The sequence below is a fragment of the Labrenzia sp. THAF191a genome (assembly GCF_009363335.1).
GTDB lineage: Bacteria > Pseudomonadota > Alphaproteobacteria > Rhizobiales > Stappiaceae > Roseibium > Roseibium algicola.
Map to the genome: position 1 here is coordinate 480,185 of NZ_CP045333.1, position 16,305 is coordinate 496,489.

Annotated in this window: 15 protein-coding genes; 1 reads left to right on the forward strand and 14 read right to left on the reverse strand. The window is 61.5% G+C overall.

Going from position 1 to position 16,305, the window contains the following annotated elements; translation table 11 throughout:
- Positions 1-13 precede the first annotated feature (13 nt).
- The 3 genes from FIV05_RS02240 to FIV05_RS02250 all read right to left on the reverse strand — a co-directional run bounded on the left by FIV05_RS02240 (position 14) and on the right by FIV05_RS02250 (position 2,955).
- Positions 14-913 carry a ribokinase gene (locus FIV05_RS02240; protein ID WP_152508522.1) on the reverse strand — a complete coding sequence of 300 codons (900 nt, stop codon included), beginning with the start codon at positions 911-913 and terminating at the stop codon, positions 14-16.
- 105 nt (positions 914-1,018) lie between these two features.
- Positions 1,019-1,648 carry a uracil phosphoribosyltransferase gene (upp, locus tag FIV05_RS02245; protein WP_022999737.1) on the reverse strand — a complete coding sequence of 210 codons (630 nt, stop codon included), beginning with the start codon at positions 1,646-1,648 and terminating at the stop codon, positions 1,019-1,021.
- Positions 1,649-1,713: 65 nt separating this feature from the next.
- Positions 1,714-2,955, reverse strand: coding sequence for a DUF1688 family protein (locus FIV05_RS02250; RefSeq protein ID WP_152508523.1), 1,242 nt, complete (start codon positions 2,953-2,955; stop codon positions 1,714-1,716).
- A 147-nt stretch (positions 2,956-3,102) separates the two neighbouring features.
- On the opposite strand from FIV05_RS02250, the gene FIV05_RS02255 reads away from it, so the two are divergent.
- Positions 3,103-4,359, forward strand: coding sequence for an MFS transporter (locus tag FIV05_RS02255; protein ID WP_152508524.1), 1,257 nt, complete (start codon positions 3,103-3,105; stop codon positions 4,357-4,359).
- A gap of 377 nt (positions 4,360-4,736) precedes the next feature.
- On the opposite strand, the gene FIV05_RS02260 is transcribed toward FIV05_RS02255, so the two are convergent.
- From FIV05_RS02260 to FIV05_RS02310, 11 genes are all read right to left on the reverse strand, one after another.
- Positions 4,737-5,741, reverse strand: a complete 1,005-nt coding sequence (locus FIV05_RS02260; protein WP_022999734.1) for an adenosine deaminase — start codon at positions 5,739-5,741, stop codon at positions 4,737-4,739.
- 121 nt (positions 5,742-5,862) lie between these two features.
- Positions 5,863-7,083, reverse strand: a complete 1,221-nt coding sequence (locus FIV05_RS02265) for a phosphopentomutase (RefSeq protein WP_152508525.1) — start codon at positions 7,081-7,083, stop codon at positions 5,863-5,865.
- Positions 7,084-7,167: 84 nt separating this feature from the next.
- On the reverse strand, positions 7,168-8,484 hold the full coding sequence (gene deoA, locus FIV05_RS02270; RefSeq protein WP_152508526.1) for a thymidine phosphorylase: 1,317 nt from the start codon (positions 8,482-8,484) through the stop codon (positions 7,168-7,170).
- A gap of 23 nt (positions 8,485-8,507) precedes the next feature.
- Positions 8,508-9,290, reverse strand: coding sequence for a deoxyribose-phosphate aldolase (gene deoC / locus FIV05_RS02275; protein ID WP_022999731.1), 783 nt, complete (start codon positions 9,288-9,290; stop codon positions 8,508-8,510).
- Complete coding sequence (locus FIV05_RS02280; RefSeq protein WP_022999730.1) at positions 9,287-10,096, reverse strand: purine-nucleoside phosphorylase; 810 nt, start codon at positions 10,094-10,096, stop codon at positions 9,287-9,289. Before FIV05_RS02280 ends, deoC begins: the two co-directional genes overlap by 4 nt.
- 16 nt (positions 10,097-10,112) lie before the next feature.
- A complete protein-coding gene (cdd, locus tag FIV05_RS02285; protein ID WP_022999729.1) occupies positions 10,113-10,511 on the reverse strand; it encodes a cytidine deaminase in 399 nt (132 codons plus the stop codon).
- Positions 10,508-11,476 carry an ABC transporter permease gene (locus FIV05_RS02290; RefSeq protein ID WP_031268896.1) on the reverse strand — a complete coding sequence of 323 codons (969 nt, stop codon included), beginning with the start codon at positions 11,474-11,476 and terminating at the stop codon, positions 10,508-10,510. The genes cdd and FIV05_RS02290 overlap by 4 nt, the downstream gene beginning before the upstream one ends.
- A 2-nt stretch (positions 11,477-11,478) precedes the next feature.
- A complete protein-coding gene (locus tag FIV05_RS02295) occupies positions 11,479-12,585 on the reverse strand; it encodes an ABC transporter permease (protein ID WP_152508527.1) in 1,107 nt (368 codons plus the stop codon).
- Positions 12,582-14,138, reverse strand: a complete 1,557-nt coding sequence (locus FIV05_RS02300) for an ABC transporter ATP-binding protein (protein ID WP_152508528.1) — start codon at positions 14,136-14,138, stop codon at positions 12,582-12,584. Before FIV05_RS02300 ends, FIV05_RS02295 begins: the two co-directional genes overlap by 4 nt.
- 72 nt (positions 14,139-14,210) lie before the next feature.
- On the reverse strand, positions 14,211-15,203 hold the full coding sequence (locus FIV05_RS02305) for a BMP family ABC transporter substrate-binding protein (RefSeq protein ID WP_152508529.1): 993 nt from the start codon (positions 15,201-15,203) through the stop codon (positions 14,211-14,213).
- Positions 15,204-15,289: 86 nt separating this feature from the next.
- Positions 15,290-16,291 (reverse strand): BMP family ABC transporter substrate-binding protein, encoded by a 1,002-nt coding sequence (locus FIV05_RS02310; RefSeq protein ID WP_152508530.1) that lies wholly within the window; start codon positions 16,289-16,291, stop codon positions 15,290-15,292.
- Positions 16,292-16,305: the final 14 nt, after the last annotated feature.

The window sequence follows — 16,305 nt, forward strand, 5'->3', positions numbered from 1 at the left end:
CTGTAAAACAGCATCAGGCAATCGTGTCGGCCAGCCGGGCAATGTCCTCCAGATGCGGTGCACTGGACTGGGCCCCTGTCACGGTGCAGGCAAGCGCACCGGCGGCGGCACCTTCCTTCAAGGCGCGTTCGAAGGACGTCTTGCGATCGAGAGCGGCAGCCAGGGCGCCACAAAAGGCATCGCCTGCACCGGTCGTATCCACCGCGTTGACGGCAGGAGAAGCGAAGCGATAGCGCGCGGTTGGCGTGCGTGCGAGAACACCGTCCGCACCAAGGGTGACGATGATGTTCCGGCCACCTTCCGCCAGTTTCAGCGCGAATGTTTCCGTGTCACCGGCAATGCCGAGACGACCTCCGATTTCTGCCGCCTCGCTCACATTGACCACAACCGTACCGGCAAAATCCAGACAGGCACTCAGGTCGCCCTCAGGCACAGGAGCCGGGTTCCAGATGACCGTGCCTGCGGCATCCCGGGCAAGCCTGGCGCCTTCGGTCACCTCGATCAGAGGCACCTCTCCCTGAACCAGCAGTGTCTGACCGGGCCCAAAACCGCCTTCCAGCCAGGAAGCTTCGACACGGGCATTGGTGCCGCTGGCGACGATGATCTGGTTTTCCCCTGCGGGATCGATCCCGATCAGGGCAAGGCCGGTCGACCCGGCCATGGTGCGAACGCCTGAAAGATCGACGCCGGCTTCGCGCAGATTAAGCAACGCGAGTTCGGCAAAGCTGTCCTGTCCGACCGCGCCGATGAAACGAACGTCGGCCCCTGCCCGCCTGGCAGCCAATGCCTGGTTGGCGCCTTTCCCACCTGGAAATGTCTGGTGATCGCGACCGCTCACCGTTTCGCCGGCGGTCGGCAACCGGGGCACGGCAACGACCAGATCCAGATTGATGGAACCAAAGACCGTAATCATGTCGCCTCCCTTTTTTTACAAAAGGTTAGACACCGCACGCCCAAGCGCAACAAAAAAGCACGGAAGTTTCCCTCCGCGCTTTCAGCCGTCTGTTCCGTCGGCCGGTTACTTCGTGCCGTACATGCGGTCGCCGGCGTCGCCAAGGCCCGGGACGATATAGCCCTTCTCGTTCAGCTTCTCGTCGATGGAAGCGGTGTAGACCGGCACGTCCGGGTGGTTCTCGGTGAAATTCTTGACGCCCTCAGGTGCTGCGAGCAGGCAGAGGAAGCGGATGTTGTTGGCTCCGCGCTCCTTGAGCTTCTGAACCGCTGCAATCGCCGAGTTGGCGGTGGCCAGCATCGGATCGACCACGATCACCAGACGCTCGTTCAGGTCTTCCGGAGCCTTGAAGTAATACTCCACCGGCTGAAGGGTCTGCGGATCGCGGTAAAGCCCGATGTGCGCCACGCGCGCGGACGGAACCAGATCCAGCATGCCTTCCAGAAGTCCGTTGCCCGCGCGCAGAACGGAAGCGAATACCAGCTTCTTGCCGGCCAGGGTCGGTGCCTGCATTTCGGCAAGCGGCGTCTCGATGGTCTGGTAGACGAGCGGCAGGTCGCGGGTGACCTCATAGCAGAGCAGCGTGGAGATTTCCCGCAGCAGGCGCCGGAACCCCTGGGTAGACGTTCCCTTGTCGCGCATGATGCTCAGTTTGTGCTGAACCAGCGGGTGGCTGATGACAGTGGCTCCGGACATATCTGCCTCTCTTCTCAATGGGGCCATAACACCGGCCCGGTCTCATAATTTTTTATGTTCGGGACCTATGCCCCGAACGGCAACCAAAAAACAGACCCCGGGTTCATGAAGTGCCCGAGTTTTTTCGCTTCCTGCGGGTGTCCTTGCAAATAAATGCCGCCAGCCCGGCTGGTTCCACCTTCCAGGATGCAGGTGAGCGGCAACTGATCCTGATGAACCTTGAGCTCGTGCCGCAGCAGTTCGGCCAGCCTGTCGGTGAGCGCAAGCGCCACAGCGCGGATTTCGACCATCCGGTCGCGTTCGGCCTCTGCTGACAGCGCCGTGTCCGGTTCGAGAATTTTCAGGACACCGGCGTCAAGGAACAGGGCCGCGTGGGCAGGATCGGCCGGCGGCGTCAGTGCCTCCAGTCCGGAGACTTCAAACCCGGCCCAGGCAAGAGGTTCGATCAGTGAATAGACCATCTCCTGGGCAGCCTGATGGAACGGCACAACAGTCCTCTCGGAAACCGCGCCCCGCTGGTAATGCTCGAAGCTGTCGCCATAGACCATGCTTCCTTCGCTGGCACCACCGTCCCAGAGCGGACACAGGGACTCCAGCAACCGGTCGAGCAGATCCCTTGCCGAAACCACACCATCGCTTTCCTTTGCCATCCGAACTGCAAGACGGCCGGGACGGGTCTCGTCCCCTTCCCCGAAAAGGTCCGGCCGCAAGGCAAGCGCTTCACCGAAGCGTTTCAGATGGCGCTGCATCGCCTCGAGCAGGTCGTCATCTTCCCTCGCGTCCCACTGCAGGCCTTCGGAGAGTTCCATCCGGTCCATCTGCACGAGCGTCTGCGCATCGACGCGGTAGGGATCGGTCATTTCACCGGAAAAGGAACCTGCCGCGAACATGTGAAAGGCGGCCAGTGCCGAAGCCTCCTGACCGGTTGCCTTGGTGTCCGTCATCCGGTCTTCAAAGACCCAGCCCTCGGGATGGCGGGTTTTCATGTAGGTACCGAGGATGGCAAGGTCGGCTGCAGCGGCAAGCATTTCTTCGGCGGTTTCAAACCCGCGTGCATTTGCCAGCGCACCCCAGCGGTCGATGCCGCCAGCTTCGAAATTCCGCCAGATGCCGTAGGGTGGAATGTGAAAATCCGGATAGTTTTCCCGGGTAGTTTCAAGCACCGTGGCCAGCGCTGTCTCGAGCCGGTCCGGAACCGCTTCGACATGGGCGAGTTTGCCATCTGTGGCGAGCTTCAAAAGCTCATAGGCTTTTTCCCGAACACGCTGCGGCCGGAACAGGGACAAGGCTGGTTGGGTATCGGTCATGGAGATCGCCGGATCTGGAAAGGATTGTGTGAAAAGACGCTGCCCTCGCCTATCTGCCCACCATAACCTTGTCAAACCGGTTCGTCATTGGTCATCATCTGTTTGATTTGAACCCAAGCCTTTCAACCACCCCACACCGGAAGTTTCATGTCTGCCGTTGTCTCAATCGCCGCCCTTCTCGTCGGATCCGGACTGCTTTTGCTCGCCGGCGGCCTTCACGGCCTCCTGCTGCCGCTCGCCGGTCTCGCCAACGGCTTTTCCGATGCCTCGCTCGGTCTGCTCGGCACCGGCTGGGCAGTCGGATATGTCAGCGGCTGTCTGGCCGTGCCGGTCATCGTGAAGCGTGTGGGTCATGTGCGGGCCTTCGGGGCGCTTGCCTCGCTGGCAGGCATCTCGGTTCTCCTGAACCTCCTGTTCATGGATGCCGCTGTCTGGATCGTGCTGCGGGCGATCACCGGCTTCTGCTTTTCCGGCGCTGCCATGATCGTGGAAAGTTGGCTGAACGAACGCTCTACCAGCGAAACGCGCGGGCGGATCTTCGGCATCTATACGATGATCAATCTGGGGGCGACGACCGCCGGCCAGATGTTGCTGACGCTTGGCGATCCGACCGGCTTCTTCTTCTTCGTTCTCGGCTCGATCATCTACTCGCTGTCGCTGCTGCCGACAGCGCTGTCCACCGCCGCATCGCCCCAGCCCCTGACACAGGCGCGGCTGGACCCGAAAAAACTCTGGCGCAATTCACCGATCGCAGTCGTAGCGGTGTTCATGGTCGGCATTTCAAACGGGTCCTTCGGCACCTTGGGTGCGGTTTATGGACTTCGCATCGGACTGGACGTACCGGAGATTGCCATCATGATGAGTTTGGCGCTTTTGGCCGGCGCAGTGGTGCAGATCCCGGTCGGCATGCTTTCCGACAGGCTCGACCGGCGCCTGGTGCTGGTCGGTCTCGCCGTAACCGCCATGAGTTTCGGGTCCACCCTGTCATTCTTCGGCGGCACGGATCCGACCCTCACGGTTCTTCTGATCGCTGGTTTCGGCGGCGTGGTCTATTCCATGTATCCGGTGATCGTCGCCCACGCGAGCGACCACGCAGAGCCAGGTGACTTTCTCAGGATCAGCGGTGGTCTTCTGCTTATCTTCGGGGCTGGTACAATGCTTGGACCGTTGCTCGCTTCGGGCTTGATGACCTTCACTTATCCGGGCGCACTCTTCCAGGTGACGGCGGCAGCGCATCTTTCCATGATGCTCTTTGCCCTCTGGCGCATGCGTCAGCGTGCTTCGCTTCCGCAGGAAGACAAGTCCGATTTCGTGATGGCGGTCTCGACCGCGCAGATTACGACCCCGGAAACGGTAAGCCTCGATCCGCGCACGGAAGTGGACGAAACCGGCGGGGAAATCTGACGGGGATTGGCGCCATTACCTTCGGCATTCATCGCCCTTCCCCCCTCATCCTGAGGAGCCTCTTCAGCGGCGTCTCGAAGGATGGGCCGCTTGTTCCGGAGTATGCCGCCCATCCTTCGAGACGGACCTGTCAGTCCTCCTCAGGATGAGGTTTTGGGGATGAGAGGGCGAGAGGCGAGAAAGCTCACAAGAGTTCTCGCTGAACCAAACCAATGCAAAGCAGCCGCGCCTATGGCCGGCGTCATTCCCGACAAGCACAGCAAAGCTGTGCGCCGGTCATTAAACCTGACATCAGGGTGAACGAAGCGACCCCGCCTGAAACCAATCTGGCTTGCACTCAGCGTGCGGCGCATCCCGCATGATGCAGAAGACCTGCCTCAACCCGTCGGCGCCTGCTTTGCGCTTTCCAGTCGTACAAGGAGCCTTTTGCGTGTGGGCTCATCACAGAAGGCGGCTTCGATGGCCGTGCGGGTGACTTCCATCTGATCATCGAAACTCCATCCGAAGGTTTCGGTGACCGATGAATATTCCTTGCCGAGCGTGGTGCCGAAAAAAGGCGGGTCGTCGGAGTTGAGCGTGATCTTCACGCCCTCCTTGCGCAGCATGTTGACCGGGTGGAAGCGCAGGTGAGTGTAGACGCCCAGAGCGATGTTCGACCCGGGGCAGACCTCCAGCACGATCTCCTCGTCGACAAGGCGCTTGACCAGATCCTTGTCCTCGATCGCCCGCACACCATGGCCAAGACGTTTCACACGCAGGAATTCGAGTGCCGCGGTCACACTGTCCGGACCACCGAACTCGCCCGCGTGGGCCGTCGTGCCCAGCCCCGCATCCGCCGCCATGCGGAAGGCCTTCGCGAAATTCGCCGGGTGGCCGGAGCGTTCGTCCCCGGCCAGGCCGAAGCCCGTGACCAGAGGATGCGGATTGCCGATCACTTCCTTGATGACCCGTTCGACGGAGGCCGAACCGAAATGGCGGACGCCGATTGCGATCATCCGGCCTTCGATGGCGGTGTCTGTCTTGGCGCGCTCGATCCCCGCGGCCAGTCCCTCGACATAGGAGCGGTAGGACAGGCCGGCGGCCTGAGCGTGGTCTGGCGAGATGAAGATCTCGCCGTAAATTGCCCCTTCCGCCGCCAGCATGCGGAAATAGGTTTCCGCAAGCAGGGCGTAGTCCGCCGGCGTCCTGAACACCGAACTGGCAACGTCATAGGCCTTCAGGAAGGTGGTGAAGTCGGACCAGATGTATTTGCCGTTACCGTCGAGGACGGCCGAAACATCCTCGCCGCGCTTGTCGGCGAGGCGCTTGACCAGGGTCGGTGGCGCGGCGCCTTCGATGTGACAATGCAATTCCGCCTTCGGTACCGTGATGGCGTCGCTCATGTCCCGCGGGTCCTCATTCGAGTGTGTGGCGGGCCGGATTTCCGTCTTTCCGCAGAAAGGACGGACGAGTGGCCCGCGGTTATTGTGCCCGATTCACCGGATTGCCGGAATGCGGATGCGGTTACAGAAAACTCGTGCCGTTCGGACCGACCGCGATGCCCAGATGTTCGGCGATACTTTCACCGATATCGGCATAGGTCTTGCGACCACCGACGCTTCTGCCTTCGAGACCCGGGCCGGTTGCGATCACCGGGACATGTTCGCGAGTGTGGTCCGTGCCACGCCAGGTCGGATCACAGCCGTGATCGGCCGTCAGGATCAGGAGATCACCGTCCTTCATCCTGGCAATCATTTCCGGCAAGCGGCGGTCGAAATGCTCCAGTGCGGCTGCATATCCCGGAACATCCCGGCGGTGACCGTAGAGGGAGTCGAAATCGATGAAGTTGGCGAAGATCAGGTCGCCATCGGCTGCCTGGTCCATGGCCTCCAGCGTCTTGTCGAACAGCTGGTCGTTGCCTGCGCCCTTCAACACCCTGGCAACGCCCTGATGCGCGAAAATGTCGGATATCTTGCCGACGCCATAGACCGTGCGCCCTGCCTCTGTCAGCCGGTCGAGCAAGGTCGGTTCCGGCGGCAGTACCGAATAGTCACGCCGGTTGGCGGTGCGCTGGAAAGTGTCCGAAGTTTCGCCGACGAAGGGCCGCGCGATCACCCGGCCGATGTTGTAGGGATCGGCAAATTCACGCGCGATCTCGCAAAGTTCGTACAGCTTCTCCAAACCATAGTGTTCTTCGTGGGCGGCGATCTGGATGACGGAATCCGCCGACGTATAGAAAATCGGCTTGCCCGTGCGAATGTGCTCTTCGCCAAGTTCGGCAATGATCACCGTGCCGGAGGCGTGTTTGTCACCCAGGATGCCGTTGAGACCTGCCTTCTCGCTGATCTTTGCAATCAGTTCTTCCGGGAAGGTCGGGATCGTTTCCGGAAAATAGCCCCAGTCGAAGCGCACAGGCACACCGGCGATTTCCCAATGGCCGGACGGCGTGTCCTTGCCGTTGGAAACTTCAGCAGCATAGCCCCACAGGCCTTCCGGCTCGCCATCGAAATCCAGGCCCGGCACGTCCTTGCCGGTGGACAGACGCCCTGCGGCGCCCAGACCGAGCCGATCCATGTTGGGAACGCGCAAGGGGCCGGAGCGCAGACCGTCCTTGTCGCCCTCACCGGCGGCGCAACGCGCCGCGATGTGGCCCAAAGTATCGGCCCCGGCGTCACCAAAGGCTTCCGCATCCGCGGCACCGCCGATACCGAAACTGTCCAGAACGCACAGAATTGCACGAGGCATGGACATCTCCTCAAATTTATCATTGCCGGCCAGTTCGGCCGGAGAGGTTCCGGGCGACCATTCGCCCGGCACGCATTTTCCCGGTCAGGGCGCGATGCACTCGACGACGCTTGGCCTGTCGATGACATCGGCTGCGGAGCCGATGGTGTAGGCTTTGCGCACCGCGACGGCTGCTTCTTCGGCCTCTGCCTCGGTTCTGGCATGGACAATCGCCAAGGGCGCATCCGCGTCCACCGTGTTGCCGACACCGGCAAGGCTGGTCAGGCCGACGGACGGATCGATCACGTCCGCTGCAGCCCGGCGTCCACCGCCAAGCGTGACGACCGCAACGCCCACTGCCCGGGCATCCACACTCGTAACGACGCCGTCATGTTCGGCATAGACCGGCGCTTCCACCGGCGCCTTGGCGAGATAAAGTTCCGCCTTTTCCATGAAGTCGGCAGGTCCGCCAAGCGCATGAACCATCTGGGCGAACTTCTCAGCCGCCTTGCCGCTCTGAAACGCTTCACGCATCATGCCGGCACCGGCCTCGGCATCAGCGGCGATGCCGCCGGAGGCAAGCAGTTCGCCGCCTTGTGCCACGGTGACATCCCAAAGGCGGTTGTCGATGGCCGTGCCTTTCAGAAAGTCGACGGCGTTCTGCATTTCAACCGCGTTGCCGGCGGCAGACGCCAGCGGCTCGTTCATGTCGGTCAGGAGAGCCGTGGTCTTCAAACCCGCGCCGTTCGCGACCAGCACCAGGCTTTCGGCAAGAGCACGAGCATCTTCAAGTGTTGCCATGAAAGCGCCCGTGCCCCACTTCACGTCCAGCACCAGTCCCTGCAGACCGGCTGCCAGCTTCTTGGACAGGATCGACGCGGTGATCAGGTCGATGCTCTCCACCGTGCCGGTCACATCGCGGATGGCATAAAAACGCTTGTCGGCCGGAGCAAGATTGCCGGTCTGGCCGATGACGGCACACCCGATTTCCTTGACCACCTTCTTGAACAGCAGATTGTCCGGTTGCGTCTGATAGCCCGGGATGCTGTCGAACTTGTCCAGCGTGCCGCCCGTGTGACCCAGGCCACGACCGGAGATCATCGGCACGGCAGCGCCACAGGCGGCAAGCGCCGGCGCCAGCATCAAGGAGACGTTGTCGCCAACGCCGCCGGTGGAATGCTTGTCCAGGATCGGCGCGTCGATGCCCGACCAGTCCATGACATCGCCACTGTCGCGCATGGCGAGCGTCAGGGCCACACGTTCGTCGACGGTCAGCCCCTTGAAGAAGACAGCCATGGCGAGCGCAGCCACCTGGCCTTCCGTGACCGAGCCGTCTGCCAGACCCTTGACGAAGAACTGGATCTCCGCCGCGTCCAGCGTTCCACCGTCGCGCTTCTTTCTGATGAGTTCTTGCGGCAGCATTTGTTGTCCTTCTTGAAGCCGTCTCAATAGCCGTGGTGGGAGTGGTCCACGATTTCCTGGCCCTCGATCGTCGAGATCAGGGCATCCAGAAGACCGCTGGCACCAAAGCGGAAGGTGTGTGCCGATACCCAGTTCTGGCCCATAATCTTGTCGGCAAGCGCCAGGTAGGCAGCTGCGTCCTCGGCGGTGCGGATACCACCGGCCGGCTTGAAGCCGATCACGCGCTCGGCGTTGTCGCGGCGGGCTTCCTCAATCACGGTGAGCATGATCTCGGCTGCTTCCAGCGTTGCATTGACGGCAACCTTGCCGGTCGAGGTCTTGATGAAATCCGCACCTGCCCCAATGGCAATGTTGGAGGCTGCGTGGATCAGCAACGGATCCTTGATTTCGCCCGTTTCCAGGATGACCTTGAGCAGTGCCGGTTCCGGAATGGCAGCCTTCACGCGGATGATCTGCTCTTCCGCAAAGCCCTTGCGGCCGGCGCAGAAAGCCTTGTAGGGCATCACCAGATCGATCTCGTCGGCTCCATCGGCAAGTGCCTGCTTCGTCTCGGCCAGGACGGCTTCCGTATCTTCGCCACCTTCAGGGAAGTTGACAACGGTCGCCACCTTCACGCCCGTGCCGGTCAGTTCCTGCGCGGCCTGCGCCACGAACCGCGGCCAGACACAGACAGCAGCAACCGACCCGTGATCCGTCACGGTCCGTCCGGTCAGCTTGGAAATATCCGCCGCCGTGCAGTCGTCGTTGAGGTTGGTCAGGTCGACGAGCCCGAGGGCCCGTTTGGCGTGTTCGATCATGTCAGTCATTGGCCGATCTCCTTCACGAATGCCCGCACCAGCTGTTTCATGCGTTCCATGCCCTGCAAGGCAACGGACTTGGTTTCGTCGTGAGACAGCGCGTGTGTCTGCATGCCTGCGCCGTAATTGGTGATAATCGACATGGCCGCGACGCGCATACCCAGGAACCTGGCCATGATGACTTCCGGCACGGTTGACATGCCAACCGCATCCGCACCCAGTGTCTTGGCCATGCGGATTTCGGCAGGCGTCTCGAAAGACGGGCCGGAGAACCACATGTAAACGCCCTCGGCGACCGGATCGCCGGTTTCCTCAGCGACTTTCTTCATGGCCGCACGCAGGTCAGCATCGTAGGCGGTGCTCATGTCGAGGAAGCGCTTTTCGTCCTCTTCACCGATCAGCGGGTTCATGCCCGACCAGTTGATGTGGTCGGAAATCAGCATGGGCGAACCGGGAGCAACTTCCTGGCGCAGGGAACCGGCCGCATTGGTTGCCAGCAGGATCTCGCAGCCGAGCTCCTTCAGCGTTTCTACCGGCGTGCGCATGACCGTCGGATCGCCGCCCTCGTAATAATGGGCCCGGCCCGACAGGATCACCACCGGCACCCCGGACAGCGTGCCGGCAACCAGCTCGCTGGAATGGGACGTGACGGTGGAGACCGGAAATTCGGTCAGGTGCGAATAGGGAATGCGAACAGCGTCCTCGACTTCCTCGGCGAGCGCGCCGAGGCCGGAGCCGAGGATCATGCCAATCTTGTACGAGCCCTCCCGGGCTGCGCGGACGATCTCCGCGCATTCACGGCCGAAACCACTCATTGTGGGTCAGTCCTTCTTATTTTGACGTGTATTCCAGTTCGAAGGCGGCAGGCAGCAGCTCATCCATCGTGAAGCTGCGCCGGATACCGTCGAGATCAGCGACATGGACGACCAGATCGTCCGTGCCGAATTCCTTCAGACGCTGGCGGCACATGCCGCACGGTGTGCACAGGGCCGCATCGCCAATGACAACGGCTTCCGCAATTTCGCGGTAACCGGCGGCAATCATGGCACTGACCGCCCCACCTTCTGCACAAACGCTCACCGGGTAGGAAGCGTTCTCCACATTGCAGCCGATGAAAACAGTGCCGTCCGGTGCACGCAAGGCCGCGCCGACCAGGAAGTTCGAATAGGGTGCATATGCGTTTTCACGAACCGCTTTTGCGGCTTCGAACAACGCGTCCAGATCGCTCATGAACGCTCCTTGAGATACGGAATGCCAGCCGCCTTCGGCGGGATTGCCTTGCCGATGAAACCTGCAAGCAGGATCACGGTCAGAATATAGGGCAGTGCCTGGAAGAACTGCACCGGAATTTCACCGATACCGGGTAATTTCTGACCCTGCATCCGGATGGCGACAGCATCGAGGAAGCCGAACAACAGGCAGGCCAACATGGCGTTGGCCGGTTTCCACTTGGCGAAAATCAGGGCCGCCAGCGCGATGAAGCCCTTGCCCGCCGTCATGTCCTTGATGAAGCCGGAGGACTGGGCGATGGAAAGATATGCTCCGGCAACACCGCACAGGGCACCGCAGGCGATGACCGCCCGGTAGCGCAGCCAGGTGACAGAGATGCCGGCCGTGTCAACGGCCGCCGGGTTTTCCCCCACCGCACGCAGGCGCAGCCCGAAACGGGTGCGGAACAGCACCCACCAGGTCAGCGGCACGGCCACGAAAGCGGCGTAGACCAGGATGTTGTGGCCTGACAGCAGTTCGCTGTAGATGCCGCCAATGATCGGAACATCCCGCAGTTCTTCCGCGTAGGGCCAGACGATGTCCCGAAATCTTCCGCCTTCCGGCAGTGAGGGCGTACGACCGCCCTGGCGGAACCATGTCTGCCCGAGCAGCGCGGTCAGGCCTGCTGCCAGGAAGTTGATGGCAACGCCGGAAACGATCTGGTTGCCGCGGTTGGTAATGGAGGCAAAGCCGTGGATCAGCGCCAGGCCGATCGAAACCGCCATGCCCGCCAGAAGGCCGATCCAGGCGTTTCCGGTCATGTAGGCTACCGCACCCGCCCCAAAGGCTGCGCCGAGCATCTTTCCTTCCAGGCCGATATCGACCACGCCGGAGCGTTCCGAGTAAAGCCCTGCCAGACAGGCCAGCAGAAGCGGTGTCGACAGGCGGACTGTGGAATCAAGTGTCAGGATCACGATCTCGAACATGATCACGCCTCCTTCGCGGCAAGAGCCCGGGAGGGCGTGAACAGCTTGATGATGGCCGGGCGGAACATGTGCTCAAGTGCACCGGCAAACAGGATCACAAGGCCCTGGATGACGATGATCATGTCTCGCGTGATGTTGGGCATTTCGAACGAAAGTTCCGCGCCGCCCTGGTAGAGCATGCCGAACAGGATCGACGCCAGAACGATGCCGACCGGATGCGCCCGCCCCATGAGGGCAACCGCGATACCGACGAAGCCGTAACCGGTCACGAAATCGATCAGCAGCCGGTGCTGTGACCCCATGATCTCGTTGATCGCCATCATGCCTGCAAGACCACCGGATATGAGCATGGTGATGACGATGGTGCGCACCGGCGAGATGCCGGCATAGACCGCGGCTGTGGCGTTGGCACCGAAAGACCGGATCTCGAAACCGAGCTTGGTGCGCCAGATCAGGACCCAGACCAGAACACAAGCCGCCAGCGCCACGAAGAGCGACAGGTTGACCGGCGCATAGCCGAAGCCGAAGGACGAAAATATGTCGTTCAGGAACGGCAGACGGCCACCATCCTCGAAGGTTCGTGTTTCCGGCTGCATCGACCCTGGCTTCTTCAACGCGTTGTTGAGCAGATAGACCATCAGCGACGAGGCGATGAAGTTGAACATGATGGTGGTGATCACCACGTGGCTGCCGCGGGTGGCCTGAAGCCAGGCCGGAATGAACGCCCAGGCGGCCCCCATCAGCGCCGAGCCTATGATGGCAAACGGCAAGGTGATGTACCACGGCACGATGTGATCCAGCGCCAGACAGGCTATGGCGACCCCGAGACCACCGATATAGGCCTGGCCCTCACCACCGATGTTGAACAACCCGGCATGAAAGGCAACGGCCACAGCCAGGCCTGTGAAGATGAAGTTGGTGGCATAGAACAGCGTGAAGCCGATGCCCTCGCCATAGCCAATGGAGCCCCAGACCAGGAGCTGCACCGCGTCCAGCGGGTTTTCCCCGATCAGGACAACGACGAGGCCGGACACCAGGAAGGCGGCGGCCAGGTTCAGGAACGGGATCAGGCCGTAATCGACCCAGCGCGGGAGCTGACCGGCACTCATCGGGCGCCTCCTTCAACAGCCATCTTGTTGTTATCTTCCACACCGGCCATCAGCAGGCCAAGTTCGCCTTCTTCCGCATCGCCGCCGCGTTCACCGACGATCTTGCCGTCGAACATCACCAGCACCCGGTCGGACAGGGCCCGGATTTCGTCGAGTTCCACCGACACGAGCAAAATGCCCTTGCCGGCATCGCGCATTTCCACGATCCGGCGGTGGATGAACTCGATGGCGCCGATATCGACGCCGCGCGTCGGCTGACCGACCAGGAGCACTTCCGGATCGCGCTCGATCTCGCGCGCCAGCACGATCTTCTGCTGGTTGCCGCCCGAGAAATTGGCCGTCTTCAGCATCGGGTTCGGCGGGCGGATGTCGTATTTCTCGATTTCGGCCACAGCGTTTTTCTTGATGGCGGCAAGATCCATCAGAAGGCCCCGGGAGTAGGCCGGGTCGCGGTGGTAGCCGAGGATGGAATTCTCGTATTCGGAGAAGGAATTGATCAGGCCCATCCGGTGCCGGTCTTCCGGCACGTGGCCCATGTTCTTGGCGCGCATGTCGGCGGCGTCGAGCGTGCTCGTTCCCAGATCGATCGTCTCGCCGTTGATTTTCAGCGTACCTCTGGTGGCGCGGCGAATGCCCGCGAGCGTTTCCAGCAGTTCCGACTGGCCGTTGCCGGAGACACCGGCGATGCCGACAATCTCTCCCGCACGCACATTGAAGGAAACGTCCTTGACCACCTGCACGCCGCGGCTGTCGGTCACCGTGAGGTTCTCGACCTCCATCACCGGAGCCTTGGGTTGCGCCGGTTTCTTGTCGACACGCAGCAGCACGCTGCGGCCGACCATAAGCTCGGCGAGTTCTTCCATCGAGGTCTTCGCGGTTTCGCGCGTCGCCACCATCTCGCCGCGGCGCATGACGGAAACAGTATCGGTCGCCGCCATGATCTCGCGCAGCTTGTGCGTGATCAGGAGAACCGTCTTGCCTTCGTTCTTCAGAACTTCGAGGATCTTGAACAGGTGATCGGCTTCGGCCGGCGTCAGAACACCGGTCGGCTCGTCAAGGATCAGAACCTCCGCGCTGCGGTAGAGCGCCTTCAGGATCTCCACCCGCTGCTGCAGACCGACCGGCAGATCCTGGATCAGGGCGTCCGGATCGACCCGCAGTTCGTATTCTTCTTCCAGCCGCTTGAGTTCTGTCTTGGCGCGATTGATGCCGCCGGACAGGAGCGCGCTGTCCTCGGCGCCCAGAACCACGTTTTCCAGGACCGAGAAATTGTCGACCAGCATGAAATGCTGATGCACCATGCCGATGCCCATGCCGATGGCGGCTTTCGAGTCCGAAATTGTGACCTTCCTGCCGTCCACCAGGATGTCGCCGTCATCGGCCTGATAGAAACCGTAGAGAATGGACATGAGCGTCGACTTGCCCGCCCCGTTCTCTCCGATGATACCGTGGATGGAGCCTTTCTTCACCACAAGGTCGATGTCCTTGTTGGCGTGAACCGGGCCAAAGCGCTTGTTGATCTTGCGCAGTTCGATTGCCGGCGTATCGCTCATGCGTTCCCCCAGGCCTGACTGTTCTTCTTTGTCATTGTTATTGCCCCTCGCCGCTGCCTCGCGGTGTCCCGATCAGAAAGGACATGCTCCGTCGGTTACGACGTCATGAACCTTGACGCTGCCGTCGGAGATGGCCGCAACGGCGGCATCCGCCGCCGCTTTCATGTCCGGCGTGATCAGGTCCTTGTTGTTTTCGTCCAGCACCCAGTCCATGCCGCCGTCCGCGACGCCCAGCACCTTGATGCCGGGTTCGAAGGTGCCGTCCCTGGCAGCCTGAAAGCTGTCGAAGACAGCGTTGTCCACGCGCTTGCGGATGGACGTCAGGACCTTGCCCGGGTGCAGGCCGTTCTGGTTGCTGTCGGTACCCATGCCGAGCACCCCCTTGTCGGCAGCTGCCTGCAGCACACCAATGCCGGTTCCGCCCGCTGCCTGAATGATCACATCGGCGCCCTGATTGATCTGGCCGATGGCCAGTTCACCGCCCCGAACAGGATCCGCGAACGCGGCCGGCGTATCGCCCGTCATGTTGGACAGAACCCTGATATCCGCCCTTGCAGCCTGGCCGCCCTGCTTGTAGCCGCACAGAAACCGCTGGATGATCGGGATATCCATGCCGCCGACAAAACCGATGGTGCCGCTCTTGGTGGCCATGCCGGCCAGCAGACCGCCGATATAGGCACCCTCATGTTCCTTGAAGACATAGGAGCGCACGTTCGGCTGATCGACCACCATGTCGACGATGGCAAAATCCGTCTTGGGAAAATTGGGAGCCACCTGGCCAAGCGCGTTTGCCTGGTTGAAACCGATTGCGACAACGGGGGACGCGCCCCGGCTGGCAAAGTTCCGCAGTGCCTGCAGGCTTTGCGCATCACGCTCCAACTCGAATTCCCTGACGTCGCCGCCCTGGTCCTGAAACCGTTTCACGCCGGCAAAGGCGCTTTCGTTGAAAGACCCGTCGAACTTGCCGCCGACGGAATAAACGATGGCCGGTTCGGCCAGAGTTGCGGTTGTTGTCATGAAGACAGCGCAGGCCGCAGCAATGACGCCTGATGTGAGACGGAGCATCCTGTCCTCCGAAAAAACGGGTTGGGCACGCTAGAAATACAGGTGGACCTCCGCACGGTATCGCGCGGAGGTCCAAAACGACTGCCTTACATCGGGCAGGACTGATCGGCCATGTAGTCGTGAACTTCGATCTCGCCGGAGATGATCTTCTGGGTCGCTTCTTCGACCTTTGCTTTCATCTCGTCGTTGACGAGTTCGGCGTTGTTGTCGTCCAGCGCCCAGTCGACGCCACCTTCCTTGAGGCCGAGGACTTCGAAGCCGGAGGACCAGCTGTCGTTGGCTGCATCTTCGAACGCCTGGTAGACGGCAATGTCGACGCGCTTCAGCATGGAGGTCAGGACGGAACCCGGATGCAGGTTGTTCTGGTTGCTGTCGACGCCGATGCCGAGCTTGCCGGCGTCAGCAGCGGCCTGCAAAACACCGATGCCGGTGCCGCCGGCAGCGTGATAGACAACGTCAGCGCCACGGTCGAACTGGGACTTGGCGAGTTCGCCACCCTTGACCGGGTCGTTCCAGGCCGCGCCGGTGGTGCCGGTCATGTTCTCGAAGACTTCCGCCTTCGGGTTTGCAGCCATCACGCCCTGCTTGTAACCACAGGCGAACTTGCGGATCAGCGGAATATCCATGCCGCCGACAAAGCCGACCTTGCCGGTATCGGACGCCATCGCAGCCAGCATGCCGACGATGTAGGAGCCTTCCTGCTCCTTGAACAGGATGGAGCGCACGTTCGGCAGGTCGACGACCATGTCAACGATTGCGAACTGCGTATCCGGGAATTCCTTGGCAACCTTTTCCACGGCGTTGGCCTGGGAGAAGCCGATAGCGACGATCGGGTTCATGCCGCGCTTGGCAAAGTTGCGCAGGGCCTGCTCGCGCTGGCTGTCGTTCTGGATTTCGAAATCGCGGTATTCGACGCCGGTGTCTTCCTTGAACTTTTCAGCACCGTTGTATGCGCCTTCGTTGAACGACTTGTCGAAACGGCCGCCCAGATCGTAAAGCACTGCCGGCTTGATATCGGCTGCCAATGCGCCCACGGCGGTAAAGGCCAGGCCGGCAAGCGCGGTGCCGATGGTAAGAAGCTTTTTCACTTATATGTCCTCCG

Coding starts and splice junctions, on each gene's coding strand:
- deoC (WP_022999731.1), bottom strand. CDS start 9,290: ATGACTGACATGATCGAACACGCCAAACGGGCCCTCGGGCTCGTCGAC.
- FIV05_RS02260 (WP_022999734.1), bottom strand. CDS start 5,741: ATGAGCGACGCCATCACGGTACCGAAGGCGGAATTGCATTGTCACATC.
- FIV05_RS02295 (WP_152508527.1), bottom strand. CDS start 12,585: ATGAGTGCCGGTCAGCTCCCGCGCTGGGTCGATTACGGCCTGATCCCG.
- FIV05_RS02240 (WP_152508522.1), bottom strand. CDS start 913: ATGATTACGGTCTTTGGTTCCATCAATCTGGATCTGGTCGTTGCCGTG.
- FIV05_RS02290 (WP_031268896.1), bottom strand. CDS start 11,476: ATGTTCGAGATCGTGATCCTGACACTTGATTCCACAGTCCGCCTGTCG.
- cdd (WP_022999729.1), bottom strand. CDS start 10,511: ATGAGCGATCTGGACGCGTTGTTCGAAGCCGCAAAAGCGGTTCGTGAA.
- FIV05_RS02265 (WP_152508525.1), bottom strand. CDS start 7,083: ATGCCTCGTGCAATTCTGTGCGTTCTGGACAGTTTCGGTATCGGCGGT.
- deoA (WP_152508526.1), bottom strand. CDS start 8,484: ATGCTGCCGCAAGAACTCATCAGAAAGAAGCGCGACGGTGGAACGCTG.
- upp (WP_022999737.1), bottom strand. CDS start 1,648: ATGTCCGGAGCCACTGTCATCAGCCACCCGCTGGTTCAGCACAAACTG.
- FIV05_RS02250 (WP_152508523.1), bottom strand. CDS start 2,955: ATGACCGATACCCAACCAGCCTTGTCCCTGTTCCGGCCGCAGCGTGTT.
- FIV05_RS02305 (WP_152508529.1), bottom strand. CDS start 15,203: ATGCTCCGTCTCACATCAGGCGTCATTGCTGCGGCCTGCGCTGTCTTC.
- FIV05_RS02300 (WP_152508528.1), bottom strand. CDS start 14,138: ATGAGCGATACGCCGGCAATCGAACTGCGCAAGATCAACAAGCGCTTT.
- FIV05_RS02280 (WP_022999730.1), bottom strand. CDS start 10,096: ATGAGTGGTTTCGGCCGTGAATGCGCGGAGATCGTCCGCGCAGCCCGG.
- FIV05_RS02255 (WP_152508524.1), top strand. CDS start 3,103: ATGTCTGCCGTTGTCTCAATCGCCGCCCTTCTCGTCGGATCCGGACTG.